16 protein-coding genes and 2 pseudogenes are annotated in these 13,628 nt (G+C 57.0%); 13 read left to right on the forward strand and 5 right to left on the reverse strand.

The features are described from left to right. Positions 1 to 124: 124 nt before the first annotated feature. The 3 genes and pseudogenes from PMI22_RS14125 to PMI22_RS14115 form a co-directional block, all read left to right on the forward strand. A pseudogene (locus PMI22_RS14125) lies at positions 125 to 478 on the forward strand (BRO-N domain-containing protein); the annotation flags it as partial. A 113-nt stretch (positions 479 to 591) separates the two neighbouring features. Further along, entirely contained in the window at positions 592 to 1,305 is a 714-nt protein-coding gene (locus PMI22_RS14120) for an HNH endonuclease (RefSeq protein ID WP_007946087.1), read from the forward strand. 251 nt (positions 1,306 to 1,556) lie between these two features. Next, positions 1,557 to 2,543: a hypothetical protein gene (locus PMI22_RS14115; RefSeq protein ID WP_007946088.1), complete on the forward strand. Its 987-nt coding sequence runs from the start codon at positions 1,557 to 1,559 to the stop codon at positions 2,541 to 2,543. Here PMI22_RS14115 and PMI22_RS14110 read toward each other — a convergent pair whose 3' ends face one another. Both PMI22_RS14110 and PMI22_RS14105 read right to left on the reverse strand, forming a co-directional pair. Next, complete coding sequence (locus PMI22_RS14110) at positions 2,544 to 3,239, reverse strand: DUF6933 domain-containing protein (protein WP_007946089.1); 696 nt, start codon at positions 3,237 to 3,239, stop codon at positions 2,544 to 2,546. Positions 3,240 to 3,274: 35 nt separating this feature from the next. Continuing rightward, entirely contained in the window at positions 3,275 to 3,643 is a 369-nt protein-coding gene (locus tag PMI22_RS14105; RefSeq protein WP_007946090.1) for a hypothetical protein, read from the reverse strand. Positions 3,644 to 3,864: 221 nt separating this feature from the next. On the opposite strand from PMI22_RS14105, the gene PMI22_RS14100 reads away from it, so the two are divergent. Further along, entirely contained in the window at positions 3,865 to 4,182 is a 318-nt protein-coding gene (locus tag PMI22_RS14100; RefSeq protein WP_007946091.1) for a helix-turn-helix domain-containing protein, read from the forward strand. 11 nt (positions 4,183 to 4,193) lie between these two features. After that, entirely contained in the window at positions 4,194 to 4,412 is a 219-nt protein-coding gene (locus tag PMI22_RS14095; protein ID WP_007946092.1) for an XRE family transcriptional regulator, read from the forward strand. Between the two features lie 47 nt (positions 4,413 to 4,459). On the opposite strand, the gene PMI22_RS14090 is transcribed toward PMI22_RS14095, so the two are convergent. Continuing rightward, a complete protein-coding gene (locus tag PMI22_RS14090) occupies positions 4,460 to 5,518 on the reverse strand; it encodes an MBL fold metallo-hydrolase (protein WP_007946093.1) in 1,059 nt (352 codons plus the stop codon). 214 nt (positions 5,519 to 5,732) lie between these two features. Here PMI22_RS14090 and PMI22_RS14085 point away from each other — a divergent pair, with 214 nt between their 5' ends. Continuing rightward, positions 5,733 to 6,350 (forward strand): TetR/AcrR family transcriptional regulator, encoded by a 618-nt coding sequence (locus PMI22_RS14085; protein ID WP_007946094.1) that lies wholly within the window; start codon positions 5,733 to 5,735, stop codon positions 6,348 to 6,350. Positions 6,351 to 6,470: 120 nt separating this feature from the next. After that, positions 6,471 to 7,010: a DUF1003 domain-containing protein gene (locus tag PMI22_RS14080; RefSeq protein WP_007946095.1), complete on the forward strand. Its 540-nt coding sequence runs from the start codon at positions 6,471 to 6,473 to the stop codon at positions 7,008 to 7,010. A gap of 7 nt (positions 7,011 to 7,017) precedes the next feature. On the opposite strand, the pseudogene PMI22_RS31375 reads toward PMI22_RS14080, so the two are convergent. Continuing rightward, a pseudogene (locus PMI22_RS31375) lies at positions 7,018 to 7,122 on the reverse strand (LysR family transcriptional regulator); the annotation flags it as partial. Positions 7,123 to 7,291: 169 nt separating this feature from the next. Between PMI22_RS31375 and PMI22_RS14075 the strand changes: the two are divergent. Continuing rightward, positions 7,292 to 7,600, forward strand: coding sequence for an antibiotic biosynthesis monooxygenase family protein (locus PMI22_RS14075; RefSeq protein ID WP_007946096.1), 309 nt, complete (start codon positions 7,292 to 7,294; stop codon positions 7,598 to 7,600). A gap of 125 nt (positions 7,601 to 7,725) precedes the next feature. Here PMI22_RS14075 and PMI22_RS14070 read toward each other — a convergent pair whose 3' ends face one another. After that, complete coding sequence (locus PMI22_RS14070; protein ID WP_007946097.1) at positions 7,726 to 8,052, reverse strand: DUF2025 family protein; 327 nt, start codon at positions 8,050 to 8,052, stop codon at positions 7,726 to 7,728. Between the two features lie 236 nt (positions 8,053 to 8,288). Between PMI22_RS14070 and PMI22_RS14065 the strand changes: the two genes are divergently transcribed. From PMI22_RS14065 to PMI22_RS14045, 5 genes are all read left to right on the forward strand, one after another. Beyond that, a complete protein-coding gene (locus tag PMI22_RS14065) occupies positions 8,289 to 9,416 on the forward strand; it encodes a glycerophosphodiester phosphodiesterase (protein ID WP_007946098.1) in 1,128 nt (375 codons plus the stop codon). A 122-nt stretch (positions 9,417 to 9,538) separates the two neighbouring features. Continuing rightward, positions 9,539 to 9,847, forward strand: a complete 309-nt coding sequence (locus tag PMI22_RS14060) for a PepSY domain-containing protein (protein WP_007946099.1) — start codon at positions 9,539 to 9,541, stop codon at positions 9,845 to 9,847. 244 nt (positions 9,848 to 10,091) lie between these two features. Then, entirely contained in the window at positions 10,092 to 11,708 is a 1,617-nt protein-coding gene (locus tag PMI22_RS14055) for an inorganic phosphate transporter (protein WP_007946100.1), read from the forward strand. Between the two features lie 291 nt (positions 11,709 to 11,999). Next, positions 12,000 to 12,866 carry a hypothetical protein gene (locus tag PMI22_RS14050; protein WP_007946101.1) on the forward strand — a complete coding sequence of 289 codons (867 nt, stop codon included), beginning with the start codon at positions 12,000 to 12,002 and terminating at the stop codon, positions 12,864 to 12,866. Then, on the forward strand, positions 12,863 to 13,585 hold the full coding sequence (locus PMI22_RS14045; RefSeq protein ID WP_007946102.1) for a TylF/MycF/NovP-related O-methyltransferase: 723 nt from the start codon (positions 12,863 to 12,865) through the stop codon (positions 13,583 to 13,585). Before PMI22_RS14050 ends, PMI22_RS14045 begins: the two co-directional genes overlap by 4 nt. Positions 13,586 to 13,628: the final 43 nt, after the last annotated feature.

Genomic DNA, 13,628 nt, shown 5'->3' on the forward strand with positions numbered 1-13,628 from the left:
CATTTCCATGCTGATCACCCTGTGTTCTCCTGCTCAAAAATTGAGCAGAAGCAGTTGAACACCTGGGTCAGTTTTCAGTCGGCAGAACAGCCTTTACTGGGTCAGTTTTCGGTCAGCGGCAACATATTTCCGGCAGCCCGAAAAACAACTGATGCTCAGCGAATCCGGCGTGTATGCGCTACTGGTGTATCACTACGTTCCAGGGAATCGATTGTTGCGAGAGTGGTTGACTCATCAGGTCGTGCCAGCCTTGCGCGACGCAGAACATTTGGGACATTCAGATCGCCCGATGCTGAGTTTGTTGGATTGGCCGGAAATGTCGTTGAGTTTGCTGCATTGGCAGGATGAAGGCTGGATCCGGCTGCGGGACATGCCTTACCTGTTGAACGATCAGACTCAACGGCGGACTGCGATGGCAAAGCCTTGGTGGCGGAAGGTTGCGCAGATGTTTCAGTCTTCGAAGCACTCGATGGGTTAACGATGCGTTTGTAGGATCACGCGAGATCCGTCGCTATTTCCTGTAGGAATTTTCGTAGACAGCTGTGATGGCCACTCAGTATCGTCCGAGGGTTTTCAACCCTCGGCGATTTTATGAGCGACAAGAAAAAAGATACTGACTGGAGCATCCCTGAAATTGAGGCAGCAGTTGACGCCTATCTGAAGATGCTTGAGTTAGAGCGAATCGGCCAAAAATTTAACAAGGCACATGAGAATCGGGTACTGCGTGCATCAGCCCTACCCAGCCGCACCGAAGGCTCAGTTGAATTCCGGATGCAGAATATCTCTGCTGTTCTAATGAGAATGCACCGGGAGTACATCAAGGGGTACAAGCCAGCCAGAAACGTTGGGGCAAACGTTGAACCAGCGATCCGAGCCGTGCTGATGGAAAAAGGCGTTACGCCTGGAGATCCAACGGCTCCGACAGCTGATGAAGAAACGTTAGAGCGAAGAGCGGCAGCACTAGAAAAGCTGCCTCTCGAGGATGAGCCGGTTGGGATTTTGAAGCCGAAACGTGCTACTGCCCAAGGCACAGCCTTTATACGCGATCCGAAGGTTCGAGCCTGGGTTCGTAAGAAAGCCAAAGGGATATGTGAAGGGTGCGGTCAACCGGCGCCATTCACTAAAAATGACTCGCCCTACCTTGAAGTTCACCACGTTAAGCACTTGGCAAATAAGGGTTCTGATCGAACTAGCAACGCTGTGGCGCTTTGTCCCAACTGTCATCGGCGCTGTCACCATTCGAACGACAACAAGGAGTTCACTGAATCGCTTTACCTGAACGTGAAGCGACTCAAGCGAGAATGATGGAATCGCACTGAACCTGTGGCGAGGGGATTTATCCCCGATCGGCTGCGGAGCACTCGTTGAATGGATCACCTCATCAATCAGAATGATCGCATTTGCTGGGCTTGGGGCAGCTTCGCTGCTCATCGGGAATAAATCCCCTCACCTCAAGCCCACTCCCACAGGCTATGTGATGTTTTGAAATCAGTGAGTGCAACCCGCCCCGCCTCCCGCTATTAATACCCTTCCCCACTCAAGGATCCGAGCCAGCCATGAAATTCGACCTCGCCTACTGCCTAAGCCTCGACGACAAGCTGTCGATCTATGACGTGCGCGATCTGAATTTCGACGAAACCATGGAGTTCGACTCCGTCAAAGAGTACTTCCAGTGCCCCAACGATGCCTGTCGCTCGGCATTCGATGCGGCCAACGTGCTGACAACCTTCAACGCCAAAAACGTAAATTACGTCCGCACCCCGCACTTCAAAAACACCCCCAACACCCGGCATGTGGCGGATTGTCCTTATGCCAGTCTCAAGGCCTCGGCATCCGGTGTAGACGCGGACGGTGCGGAACCGGATGACAGCCGCGAGGAGCATTTTCCGTCGGAGTTGTTGCTAACCCGGCGTCAGTATGTGCGCCAGCCGTCCAACCCGGCCGGGGTGGCGGAAGTGACTCGCGATACGCCTAAAGCCATTTCAGCGGACAGTGACAAGGACCTCCCAAGCCGCGAATCGGCACCGGACAAGACCAGTGTCTTCGCTCACCCGGTGGAATGTTTTGTCTCGAACTTCGAGGACAAGGAGCTGCTCAAGCGCATGCCGCTGAAGATTGGCGAGCACACTGCGCCGTACGGGTCGTTCTTCAAGAAGATTGAGTATCTGCAGGACAACAAGGGGCTGATTTACTGGGGCAAGATCAAGGAGATCAAGGATTACACCCAGAGCTTTCGCATCGATTTCGAACAGAAGGTCTGGTTCAAGCAGGCGGATGAGGCGAAGAAGAAGCCTTATTCGGTCAATGTTTACTTGAGCAAGAAGCTGATCGACAACTACCGCAAGCGCAAAGCGTTTCTGGAAGAGATTAAGCACGCCATCGAGAGTGGGAAGGATTTGTGTTGCTTCTTTTATGGCGTGACGCCGGAGTTGAAGCAGGTGCCTAGCAAGAAAAACCCCGAGCAGACGTTCGGGGTGTTCAGTGCGAATATTGAGAATCTGGATCACTTCATTGTTCGGGAAGCGCCGGGGTTGGACAGGTAGTTATCCATCCTGCTGAAGCTGTCTTTCCAGTTCACGAAACTCCTGCCTCGCGTCTTTGCGCCGGTCACGTGCAGCCTGAAGACCTTGTTCATCAAGCCCACAGTATTGACGTAACCAGTGCACCATCATCTCCTCGTCAGGGGCGTAATAGTCTTTGTAACCCTTGCTGTTTCTGAAGGTGTCGTTCATCTGCGCGTCGAAGCGTCCAGCGGCGAACTCATCCGGCGGGAGAGTGCCCCACTCAGCGGCGAAGCCCTGGAAGATCCAGGCGATATCATCGATGTGTTTTTGCGCACCACGATGCCTGCGCTTATAAAAAACGTACTCGCGGCAACTCTCTTGGAAACGCTCCATCATCGGCTCGTCATCGACCCATTGCAGAATATCGTGCTGCGCCGCGTGATGAATCAGGCCGTAGATCCAGCGTTCCCTAAACCGCTGGATAAAACCTTCAACATCTGCCTTTTTCGCGTCCGCGAAAATCATGCAGTAGCGGGTTTTTATGTGAATGACGAACAGTACGTGTTTGCGCTGAACCGTGATCACATGGACCAGCCACTGTTCCGCCGAATCACCCAATTCATCCTCTTCAGGAGTGGGCGATGGCGGTTGGGCCTCTACCGGCGTGATTGTTTTGCCCTTGTGTACGCGGCTGAAGAATTTGCTGGCCGCTTCGGTGCAGTTGAAAATCAGCATCCGTAGTTCTCTGGTGAGTCGGTGAAATAAAGCGCTCAGTCCTTGCGCACAGTCTCTTCAAGCCATTCAATCTCAGAGGGCTGACGAACCACCTCCCTTATGGAGTGCAGTGCGGTTTCACTGAGGACTGATAACTCCTCCTCGGTCAGCAAGTCATGCATGACCATCAACCACAGCCCCATGAGTGCACTGGAACGGGATTGGCCGTTATTGTCGAACGTGTCGACGATGACCTTGTCACGATCTCGCATCAGGCGATAAAGCATTCGATACCGGGTGTGAGCCGATAGCGCGCCATTTTGGCTGATGGTTTTGGCGTCGGCCAGGACACCCTGGCAGAAACGATCAAGCGCTATCTCGCGCAGTTCCTTGAGTTTTTTCCAGTCACTTTCGAGGATCGGCATGGGCAGTCTCCTTTGAAAAGTCTCAGATGGTCACCAGCCTATTCTTCCGAAATTTCCATCCGATACCAAACGGAAAATCGCCGGCGACGATGCCTCTACCGTCCGTCTGGATGGAAGCCTCGAAATAGAACAAATCAAAAAATGAGTTTGATCCGGGCGCAAAACAACTGTACAAAAACACAGTATATTTTGAATCAACACTCTCGAGCCCGGAGAACACCATGGCCTCTCATGCGATGAAAATCACCCTGGAACGTATCGCCCTCTTCCAATTCACCCCGGCCCACTGCGCCCAGGCCCGAGCGATGCTGGGTTGGAGTGTTGATGAGCTGGCCCGGGAATCCGGGGTTTCGGTAGAGGCCATCGAGCGGTTTGAGGCCAAGCGCGATGTGCTGGATGTTACCCGGCTGGCGTTGGCGTATTGCTTTGAGGCGCAAGGGTTGGTGTTTTTTCCTGGGTTTGCGCCGGGTCGCGGGATGAATGTGAAAGGGTCGACGCCGAACCCGGTTGGGCGGGCGGATTATGCGATGGTTGAGTGAGGTGTCAGCGGATGATTGATGTCGATGGAAGTGAAAGGCGAGCCAAATCCGAATACGTGATGAAAATCGGGCTTCTTCTTGAAACCGGTCGGTTGGACAAGACTGAGGCGGCGCAGAAGCTCGGGTTGTCTGAAGCGGAGTTGGATGAAATGCTCCGGGGAAAGTTTCGCGATTTGACCGTGGCGAAGATCTCGGAATACCTGAACCTGCTGCTCGATACGCGGAGCTAGTCTGGATGTGGAGCCCGGGCCGCTTCCTTCGGCCCGGCAGTCAGACATCAAGCGTTCTGCGCTGAGACCTGATCGCTTTCACTTTCCATCCCGAGCCACCACGCACTCCCGCGCTGCGGATACATCACGTTAAACGCCTCACCCATTTGCGGCGTGGTAATCGACACATTGCGCTCCCAGGCCAACGCCAGAATGCGGTCGAAGGGCTCGAACCAGGCGTGCATCGACAAATCGAAGGTGCCGTTGTGAATCGGCAATAACCAACGGCCCTTTAGGTCGATGTGCGCTTGCAGGGTTTCTTCCGGCTGCATGTGAATGTGCGGCCACTCGACGTTATAGGCGCCGGTTTCCATCAGCGTCAGGTCGAACGGGCCGTACTGTTCGCCGATGCGTTTGAAGCCATCGAAATAACCGCTGTCGCCACTGAAGAAGATCCGCGTGTCGCCGTCGATCATCACCCAGGACGCCCAAAGCGTGCTGTTGCCGTCGAACAAACCACGGCCGGAAAAGTGTTGCGACGGGGTGGCAATGAACTGGACGCCGTCCACTTCAGTGCCCTGCCACCAATCGAACTGGCGCACTTTGCTGGCATCGACGCCCCACTTGATCAGGGTGTCGCCGACGCCCAGCGGGGTGAGGAAGTATTTGGCCTTGTCTGCCAGTTTGAGCACCGCGTGATAATCGAGGTGGTCGTAGTGATCGTGGGACAGGATCACCGCTTCAATCGGCGGCAACTCTTCCAGGCTGATCGGCGGCTGGTGGAAGCGTTTGGGGCCGGCCCATTGCACCGGTGAAGCGCGCTCGGCGAAGACCGGGTCGGTGATCCAGAATTTGTCCCGCAGTTTCAGCAGTACGGTGGAATGGCCGAGGCGGTAGACGCTGTGGTTGGGTGCAGCGATCAACGCCCCCTGAGTCAGGGGTTGTACCGGCACCGGGGCGGTCGGGCGGGTGTTGCGTGGTTTGTGGAAAATCATGTTCCACATGATGCGCAACATGTTGCGACCACTTGCGCGTTGCACGGGGGCATGGTTTCGAAAGAGCCCTTCGGCCTGACGGGAAGCTTCAGGCGTATTGGCGTTTTCCGCAGCGGAGGATGAAGTGGCCATGACTGAGTGACTCCAGAAAAACCGCAAATGGCAGTTCTTCACGGTGGGACGATAAATGGCCAAAGCACGCACGCATCAGCCGGACGATCTATTTTTCGCTGCACAGGATTAACAAAACATTACACTGAGCAGTGTAGTTTCTAGGTTGCATCAAAGCCGCTCACAAGTAAACTACCGAGTGTAATTCCCCTCTGCATCCTGCCGAAGCGTACTTATGACAGCTCCACAGCGCCTCACCGACCGAAAACGCGAAGCCATTATTCAGGCGGCGATTGCCGAATTCCGTGCAAACGGTTTCGACATCACCAGCATGGACAAGATCGCCGCCACTGCCGGTGTGTCGAAGCGCACGGTGTACAACCACTTCCCGAGCAAGGAAGAGTTGTTTGCCGAAATCCTCAATCAACTTTGGACACGGCTGACGGCAGTAGAAGAAATGTCCTACCGCCCTGACCTGCCTCTGCGCGATCAGATGCGTCTGATGTTTCAGGCGAAATTGCAGATGCTGGGCGATGACAATTTTCTCGATCTGGCGCGGGTGGCCATTGCCGCCACCATCCATTCTCCGGAGCGTGCACAGCATATGGTCGCCAGAATGGGCGAGCGTGAAGAAGACCTGACCGTGTGGATCCGCGCAGCCCAGCTGGACGGTCGATTGAAACCGGTCGACCCCGCCTTTGCCGCCCAACAGATCCAGGGAATGCTCAAGTCCTTTGCGTTCTGGCCGCAGATTTCCATGGGGTTGACGGGCCTGTCGCCCGAGATGCAGACCACCGTGGTGGAGTCGGCGCTGGACATGTTCCTGGCCTGTTATCAGGTCTGCGAAAAGTGACAATTTCCGCTACTCCCCCCTTATCGCTCAGCTCAAAATAAAACAGCACAAGGTGTTTCAGAATGAAACTGGGGCTGGGGCTATAGTAAGCCTCAGTCCCAGCGCCATGCAGAGAGCATCATGACCACCCCGACCACCGAAACCATGTCCACCGCTCCCGTCGACCACCTGCGCTTTCACCGCCCTCACGCCCACTTGGCACCCACCTTCGGCAACGACAAATTCGCCCTGCGCGCCGAAGCCTTCGCGCGGTTCTTCGGCACGCCGACCTTTCTCGGTGCTCAGACGCTGATCGTGGTGCTCTGGGTGTGCCTCAATGTCTTCGGCGTGACCCATTTCGACGTCTATCCGTTCATCCTTCTAAACCTGGCGTTCAGCCTGCAATCGGCCTACGCCGCCCCGCTGATTCTGCTGGCCCAGACTCGTCAGGCGGCGCGCGACAAAGCGCAGTCGGAAGCCGATGCGCAGCACCGTGAGGCCATCGCCGTGGCCAACACCGAACGTCAGGCCCAAGCCGCAAAAAACACCGCACAATTGTTGGAATTGCTCGAACAAAACACTCGGCTCACCGAGATGACCAAGACCCTCACCGAACGCATTGAAAACCTGACCACTGAGATGCATCAGCACTTCGTGCGCAAAGCGCCACCAACGGTTTAGCGCTCGCTCAGGGCAGTCGCAATGCTCGTCCCAACTCATCAAACAGCGTCACCACCGAGCGTAACGCGCGGCAGTCAGGTCGGGTGAGCAACCAGAGCGCGGTGTCGTAGCCGTGCGCTACAAGCCGTTGGCCACGATTCACAGGGGGATTTGCGGGCAGTTGAGCTCAAGGGGCATCCGTTCTTTGTCGCCACGCTGTTTCAGCCGGAACGTGCGGCGCTCAAGGGCACGATGCCGCCGCTGGTCCGCGCTTTCATCAACGTTTGTTTGAGGTAGAAACCATGACAACGCCTTACTACGCGGTGATTTTCACATCCCGGCGCATTGAAGGGGATCAGGGTTACGCCGAGGCCGCTGAACGCATGCTGGAACTGGCCCGTGAACAGCCGGGGTTTCTCGGCGTGGAATCGGCCCGGGGCGAGGATGGGCTCGGGATTACGGTTTCGTATTGGGCCAGTGAAGCGGCGATTCTGGCGTGGAAACATCATCCCGAGCACAGTGAGATACGTGAGCGTGGGCGTTCGACCTGGTATTCGGCGTGTCATACACGGGTTTGCAGGGTTGAGCGGGATTATCGGTTTCAGCGCTGAAAATTGCGCTGTCCTTTAGGCCGCCTTCGCGAGCAGGCTCGCTCCCACAGGGGGGCAGCGTCGCTCACAAATCCCATGTGGGAGCGAGCCTGCTCGCGAAGAGGCCAGCACAGTCGCCGCAAAAGTCAGCCCTGGACCAGACTCCTGACCGCCGAAATCTCCCGCACCTCCCGCCGCTTCATGTACACCCGCAAAGGCTCGGTAATGTTGATCCGGTCATCAATGTTCTGGTCCAGCAACAACTGAATCAACTCGCGTTTGAGCGTCATGACCTGCTCCGGCCCCGGCTCCCAGACAAACTCGCTCACTGGAATGATGCCGTCATCGGCCACGTCCATGCCGAACGAGTCTTCGCTGAATCGCACAATGTAATGACCCGTCTTGCGGTTGAGGCCGACAAAGCCGTTGAGTTGGTCGGCGGCCTGGCAGATGAGCTCGGAAGTGATGCGCATATAAACCTCACAAAAGGTCGGTAACGACCGGTGATCGATGGTTTACACGCAAGGGAAACGACGCGGGTTTCCCTCTTCCGGGGAAACTGCCGTGGCCAAGAGTACTGCAAAGCAGCGCCCATGGGCGCTGAAAAAATCTGTTTCAAACACGTTTATGTCGGTCTGGCGATAGCGCTGGTAACGCTCAGTTGTTAAAAGAGACGTCTTTGAAAATCTCTCTGCGAAAGGATCTCGACATGCCGGTTACCATCACCCAAAGCGCCCTGTTGCTGAGTCTGATGCTCGGCCTCGGCCAGGCACAGGCCGCCAGCGAACCCGCCCCGAACGCGCTGGCAAGCCGATTGGGCATTCCGCACCCGGCGGTGATCGCTCACCGTGGCGCGTCGTTCGATGCTCCGGAATCCACCGCCGCCGCCTACAAACTGGCCCGCGACCTGGGGGCTGATTATCTGGAGTTGGACCTGCAACGCAGCAAGGACGGCGTGCTGTTTGCCCTGCACGACAACAACCTGCAACGCACCACGGACGTCGCCACCAAATTCCCTGAGCGCAAGGACAGCGTGGCCAACGAATTCACCATTGCCGAGCTGAAAACCCTCGACGCCGGCAGTTGGTTCAACACGGCTTACCCGGATCGCGCGCGTCCTTCCTACGCTGGCCTGAAAATCCTGACCCTGGACGAAATCATCGACATCGCCCAGGGCAACCCGTTGCACAAACCCGGTTTGTACATCGAGACCAAAGAGCCGAAGCAATTCCCCGGCATCGAGCGCGACCTCAAGGACAAGTTGCAGGACCGTGGCTGGCTGAGCCCGGTGGGTTCGAAACTGGCGAAGAGTGATGTGGCGGTCGGTCAGGGCAAAGGCAAAGTGGTGTTGCAAACGTTCGAGAAGAGCAGCCTCGAACTGCTGCAACAGGAAATGCCGAAAGTGCCGAAGATCCTGCTGTTGTGGGTCGGCGAAGGCAGCATCGAGCCGCAATCCAAGGTGACGTTCGCCGAGTCCGGCGACAAGGACAAAGCCACCTACTACGCCAAACAGGAACCGAAAGACAAAGCCGAATTCCAGCAATGGGTGGAGTATGCCAAGGCCCAGGGCGCCATCGGCACCGGCCCCTCCGCCGCGTTGACCGAAGGTGGCGACCAGAGCTACTCGGACCTGGTGAAACCGTGGATGAACCAATTCACCCACGATCAGGGTTTGTTGGTGCACGTTTACACCATTGACGATGCGGTGGATTACCAGAAGGTGATGGAGGCCGGGGTTGACGGGATTTTTACCAATCGAGCCAGTGAGTTGTTGAAGTTTTATAAACGGCCGGCGGCGGGGACGGTTGCGCAGTTGCTGCAAAATAACGGGTATTGAAACCCTAAAGATCGTTCCCACGCTCTGCGTGGGAACGATCCGGTAACGGGAATTAAGGATGAATTAAGTTGCCCCCGCTAATCTGATCCTACTTAAACAGATCAATCCAAGGAAAGAACCTCATGAAAACCCTGACTGCCCTGTTCACCGCTGCCGCCTTGACCCTCACCGCGGGCTTGGCTCAGGCTAAAGACGTTCCTGTCAATCAGATCCCTCAGCTGGTCAAGGACGGCAAGATCAAGCCGCTGGAAGAACTGAACCAGATCGTTATGAAGTTGCACCCGGGTGCCACGATTACCGACAGCGATCTGGACAACCACTTCAACAGCTACGAATACGAAGTCGAATTGCGCGACGCCAAAGGTGTTGAATGGGACGTGGATTTGAATGCCGCCACCGGCGAAGTCCTGAAAAACAAACAAGACGACTGATACACACCGCAAAAAGCCGCACGATTTGCCAATCGTGCGGCTTTTTTGCATCTCTGCGGGCATGACAGACACCTAAGCCTCCCCCGGGACCGGCCGACGCAGGCTGCGCCAGCTGCTACAGGGTTGCGCGGTGGATTCGGATGAACGGAATAACAAAAACCCAAAACCCTGACCTGGAGCAGTCTCCCTGTAACGAATAGCGCCGACCATCGCGGATACACCTCCCTCCTCTGGATTGTCCGGTATGGCCACCCCTTCCTTCTCCGCCACCGCTCAGGCACCCGCCAGCAGCGCCAGACCCCAACTCGACAAAAAACCCAGCGCCTTCACGCTGGTGATTTTTTTTGGCGTGCTGGCCATCGGGTTGCTGTTCACGGCTTATAGCCTGATGAGCGACGTGAAAGAAGTCGGCACGGTCGTCACCACCTGGACCCCGTATTTACTGCTGGGTGTGGCGCTATTGATTGCCCTCGGCTTTGAGTTCGTCAACGGTTTCCACGACACCGCCAACGCCGTGGCGACAGTGATTTACACCAACTCGATGCCGCCGAATTTCGCGGTGGCGTGGTCCGGGTTCTTCAATTTCCTCGGCGTGCTGCTGTCCAGCGGTGCGGTGGCGTTCGGCATCATTGCCCTGTTGCCGGTGGAACTGATTCTGCAAGTCGGCTCGTCCGCCGGCTTCGCCATGATTTTCGCCCTGTTGATCGCCGCGATCCTGTGGAACCTCGGCACCTGGTGGCTGGGCTTGCCGGCCTCGTCTTCTCACACGCTGATCGGCTCGATCATCGGCGTTGGGGTGGCCAATGCCCTGATGCACGGCCGTGACGGCACCAGCGGTGTGGATTGGGCACAGGCGACCAAGATCGGTTATGCGTTGCTGCTCTCGCCGCTGGTCGGTTTTGGTTTCGCCGCCCTGCTGTTGCTGGCGCTGCGCGCATTCGTCAAGAACCGCTCGCTGTACAAGGCCCCTGAAGGCAACACCCCGCCACCGTGGTGGATTCGCGGCATGTTGATCGTGACCTGCACCGGCGTGTCGTTTGCCCACGGCTCCAACGATGGCCAGAAAGGCATGGGCCTGATCATGTTGATTCTGGTGGGCACGCTGCCCATGGCCTACGCACTGAACCGCGCCATGCCGGCTGACCAGGCGCTGCAGTTTGCCGCCGTGGCGCAAGTGACCCAGCAGGCGCTGATCAAGGCTGCACCGCAACTGGCCCCGGCCGACCCGCGCCCGGTGCTGTCTGACTACGTGCGCAGCAAGGAAGCCACGCCGCAACTGGTGCCGGCGCTCGCCGCACTCACCGGCAGCATTGGCGCTCAGGTCAAGGGTTACGGCTCGCTTTCCGATGTGCCGGCCGACGCTGTGGGTAACGTGCGTAACGACATGTACCTGACCAGCGAAACCATTCGCCTGATGGACAAGAACAAGGTCGGTAATTTCGACGCCGACACCAGCGCCAAGCTGCAACTGTTCAAGCAGCAGATCGATAACTCAACGCGGTTTATTCCAACCTGGGTCAAGATCGCGGTAGCGATTGCGCTCGGGTTGGGCACCATGGTGGGCTGGAAGCGCATTGTGGTGACGGTCGGCGAGAAGATCGGCAAGACCCACCTGACCTACGCCCAGGGTGCCTCGGCGGAAACCGTGGCGATGCTGACGATTGGTGCCGCCGATATGTTCGGCCTGCCGGTCTCGACCACCCACGTATTGTCGTCGGGTGTGGCCGGGACCATGGTCGCCAACGGTGGCGGTTTACAGATGAAGACCATCCGTAACTTGCTCATGGCCTGGGTGCTGACCTTGCCGGCGGCGATCCTGTTGTCGGGCAGCCTGTACTGGTTATTCACCCAACTGTTCTGACTAAACACAAAACCCTGTAGCAGCTGGCGCAGCCTGCGTTCGGCTGCGCAGCAGTCGTAAACCATAACGCGTGGTACATCAGACAAACCGCGTGCACAGGATTTACGACTGCTGCGCAGCCGAACGCAGGCTTCGCCGGCTGCTACAGGGATTTTTTTGCCTGTGCGAAAAGCATTTCGTCGCAAAAACAGGCATTTACGCATTTATTGAGCGACCACCCGCCGGTTGGCACTTCAGTTTGCTAACGTGTTGCCGACTCTTAGGAGACTCGATGCATTCAGGAGTGGAATCGTGAATCTGTATATCAATCAGCTTCAGCAAAAAGCTGACTTCAAAGAAGCTATCTACGCCGGCGACATCTTCCTGAACACTCAGCTGCGGGCGGCCAAAGAGCTGTGTGCGTTCGCTCAGGACAGCATCACCGCCGCTTTCGACGGCGAGACCAACCACCAGGCCCTGCACACGCTGATGCCGGTGGAAGAATTCGTGGTATTGGTGACGCGCCTCAAGGGCCAGTTCACCAATAGCCAGCGCGCCAAGGATTTGATCCTGTCGTTTATCGACGAGATCGGTGTCGACCCGCGCGAGTACATTTTCGACGTGCCGCGCATTCGCGTGGTGCCCAACTATGACTACCTGCATGCCGGTGTCAGCTACGCGTACAAACCGCATCGCGACACGTGGTACGGCAGCGTCGATTGCCAGATCAACACCTGGATGCCGGTGCACACTATCCGCCCCGACCAGACCATGATGATCAACGCCGGCTACTTTGACGTGCCGGTGAAGAACACTTCCAGTGAATGGAGCCTCAACGACTGGATCAACAACCAGCGGCACAAGGCCAAGGACAACCTCAAGGAGGAAGTCCGCGTGCACCCGGTGCCGCTGGAGGCGATCAATACCGCGTCTGAAGTACGCATTGCCAGCAACACCGGTGAGATGCTGATTTTCTCCGGCTCGCACCTGCACGGCACGGTCGCCAACCACACCGAACAAACCCGCTTCAGCGTGGATTTCCGCCTGATGCACCTCGATGACCTCAAGCACAAGCGTGGCGCGATCAACGTCGACAGCGCCTGCCCTGACGTCGGCGCCGGTTTCAAAGACTATTTCCACGCCCACGACTTCTCGAATTTCCAAGGAATCCAGCAATGACCAAGCGTCGCATCACGCCTGCCGAGGCCCAGTACAACGAAACCCGTGCCAACGTTCTGAAACGGGTCGATGCCGAATACGTGGCCGACGCCCCGTTCGTGTTCGCCAACCGCATCGGCGTGACCGCTGCACTGTCGCGCATGGAACTGTTCAAGAAAGTCGCTGAAGTACCGGGCGCGATCATCGAGTGCGGCGTGTACAAGGGCAACTCGCTGATGCTGTACATGCACTTGTCGATGATTCTGGAACCGTACGCGATCAACCGTTCGATCATTGGCTTCGACACCTTCGAAGGCTTCCAGAGCATCGACAAGAAAGAAGACCCGGCCGACGTCAACGAGACCATGTTCTCTGACACCGACCAGTCGTTGATCCAGGACATGATCGACGCCAACGACCTGCTGCGCCCGGTCAACCGCATCCCGCGTTGCGAGCTGGTGAAGGGCGACATCGTCAAAACCGTGCCGGAGTGGGTCAAGACCCGTCCAGACCTGGTCGTGGCCATGCTGATCCTCGACACAGACCTATACGAATCGACCAAAGTCGCGCTGGAAACCTTCCTGCCGTACATGCCAAAAGGCGCGATCGTGGTATTGGACGAAGTCGCTTACCGCAACTTCCCGGGCGAAACAAAAGCCCTGCGCGAAGTGCTGGACCTGAACAAGATTGAGCTCAAGCGCTTGCCGTTTGACTCCTGCGTCGGCTATTTCCACGTCTGACACAAAACCCCTGTGGGAGCGAGCCGGCTCCGGGCGGCGTTCC

Source organism: Pseudomonas sp. GM21 (assembly GCF_000282215.1).
Lineage (GTDB): Bacteria > Pseudomonadota > Gammaproteobacteria > Pseudomonadales > Pseudomonadaceae > Aquipseudomonas.

What these genes read in the sequence shown, in the direction of transcription:
- PMI22_RS14100 (WP_007946091.1), top strand. Translation starts at nt 3,865, where the DNA reads ATGGCCTCTCATGCGATGAAAATCACCCTGGAACGTATCGCCCTCTTC.
- PMI22_RS14120 (WP_007946087.1), top strand. Translation starts at nt 592, where the DNA reads ATGAGCGACAAGAAAAAAGATACTGACTGGAGCATCCCTGAAATTGAG.
- PMI22_RS14060 (WP_007946099.1), top strand. Translation starts at nt 9,539, where the DNA reads ATGAAAACCCTGACTGCCCTGTTCACCGCTGCCGCCTTGACCCTCACC.
- PMI22_RS14095 (WP_007946092.1), top strand. Translation starts at nt 4,194, where the DNA reads ATGATTGATGTCGATGGAAGTGAAAGGCGAGCCAAATCCGAATACGTG.
- PMI22_RS14080 (WP_007946095.1), top strand. Translation starts at nt 6,471, where the DNA reads ATGACCACCCCGACCACCGAAACCATGTCCACCGCTCCCGTCGACCAC.
- PMI22_RS14075 (WP_007946096.1), top strand. Translation starts at nt 7,292, where the DNA reads ATGACAACGCCTTACTACGCGGTGATTTTCACATCCCGGCGCATTGAA.
- PMI22_RS14085 (WP_007946094.1), top strand. Translation starts at nt 5,733, where the DNA reads ATGACAGCTCCACAGCGCCTCACCGACCGAAAACGCGAAGCCATTATT.
- PMI22_RS14070 (WP_007946097.1), bottom strand. Translation starts at nt 8,052, where the DNA reads ATGCGCATCACTTCCGAGCTCATCTGCCAGGCCGCCGACCAACTCAAC.
- PMI22_RS14055 (WP_007946100.1), top strand. Translation starts at nt 10,092, where the DNA reads ATGGCCACCCCTTCCTTCTCCGCCACCGCTCAGGCACCCGCCAGCAGC.
- PMI22_RS14110 (WP_007946089.1), bottom strand. Translation starts at nt 3,239, where the DNA reads ATGCTGATTTTCAACTGCACCGAAGCGGCCAGCAAATTCTTCAGCCGC.
- PMI22_RS14105 (WP_007946090.1), bottom strand. Translation starts at nt 3,643, where the DNA reads ATGCCGATCCTCGAAAGTGACTGGAAAAAACTCAAGGAACTGCGCGAG.
- PMI22_RS14090 (WP_007946093.1), bottom strand. Translation starts at nt 5,518, where the DNA reads ATGGCCACTTCATCCTCCGCTGCGGAAAACGCCAATACGCCTGAAGCT.
- PMI22_RS14045 (WP_007946102.1), top strand. Translation starts at nt 12,863, where the DNA reads ATGACCAAGCGTCGCATCACGCCTGCCGAGGCCCAGTACAACGAAACC.
- PMI22_RS14065 (WP_007946098.1), top strand. Translation starts at nt 8,289, where the DNA reads ATGCCGGTTACCATCACCCAAAGCGCCCTGTTGCTGAGTCTGATGCTC.
- PMI22_RS14115 (WP_007946088.1), top strand. Translation starts at nt 1,557, where the DNA reads ATGAAATTCGACCTCGCCTACTGCCTAAGCCTCGACGACAAGCTGTCG.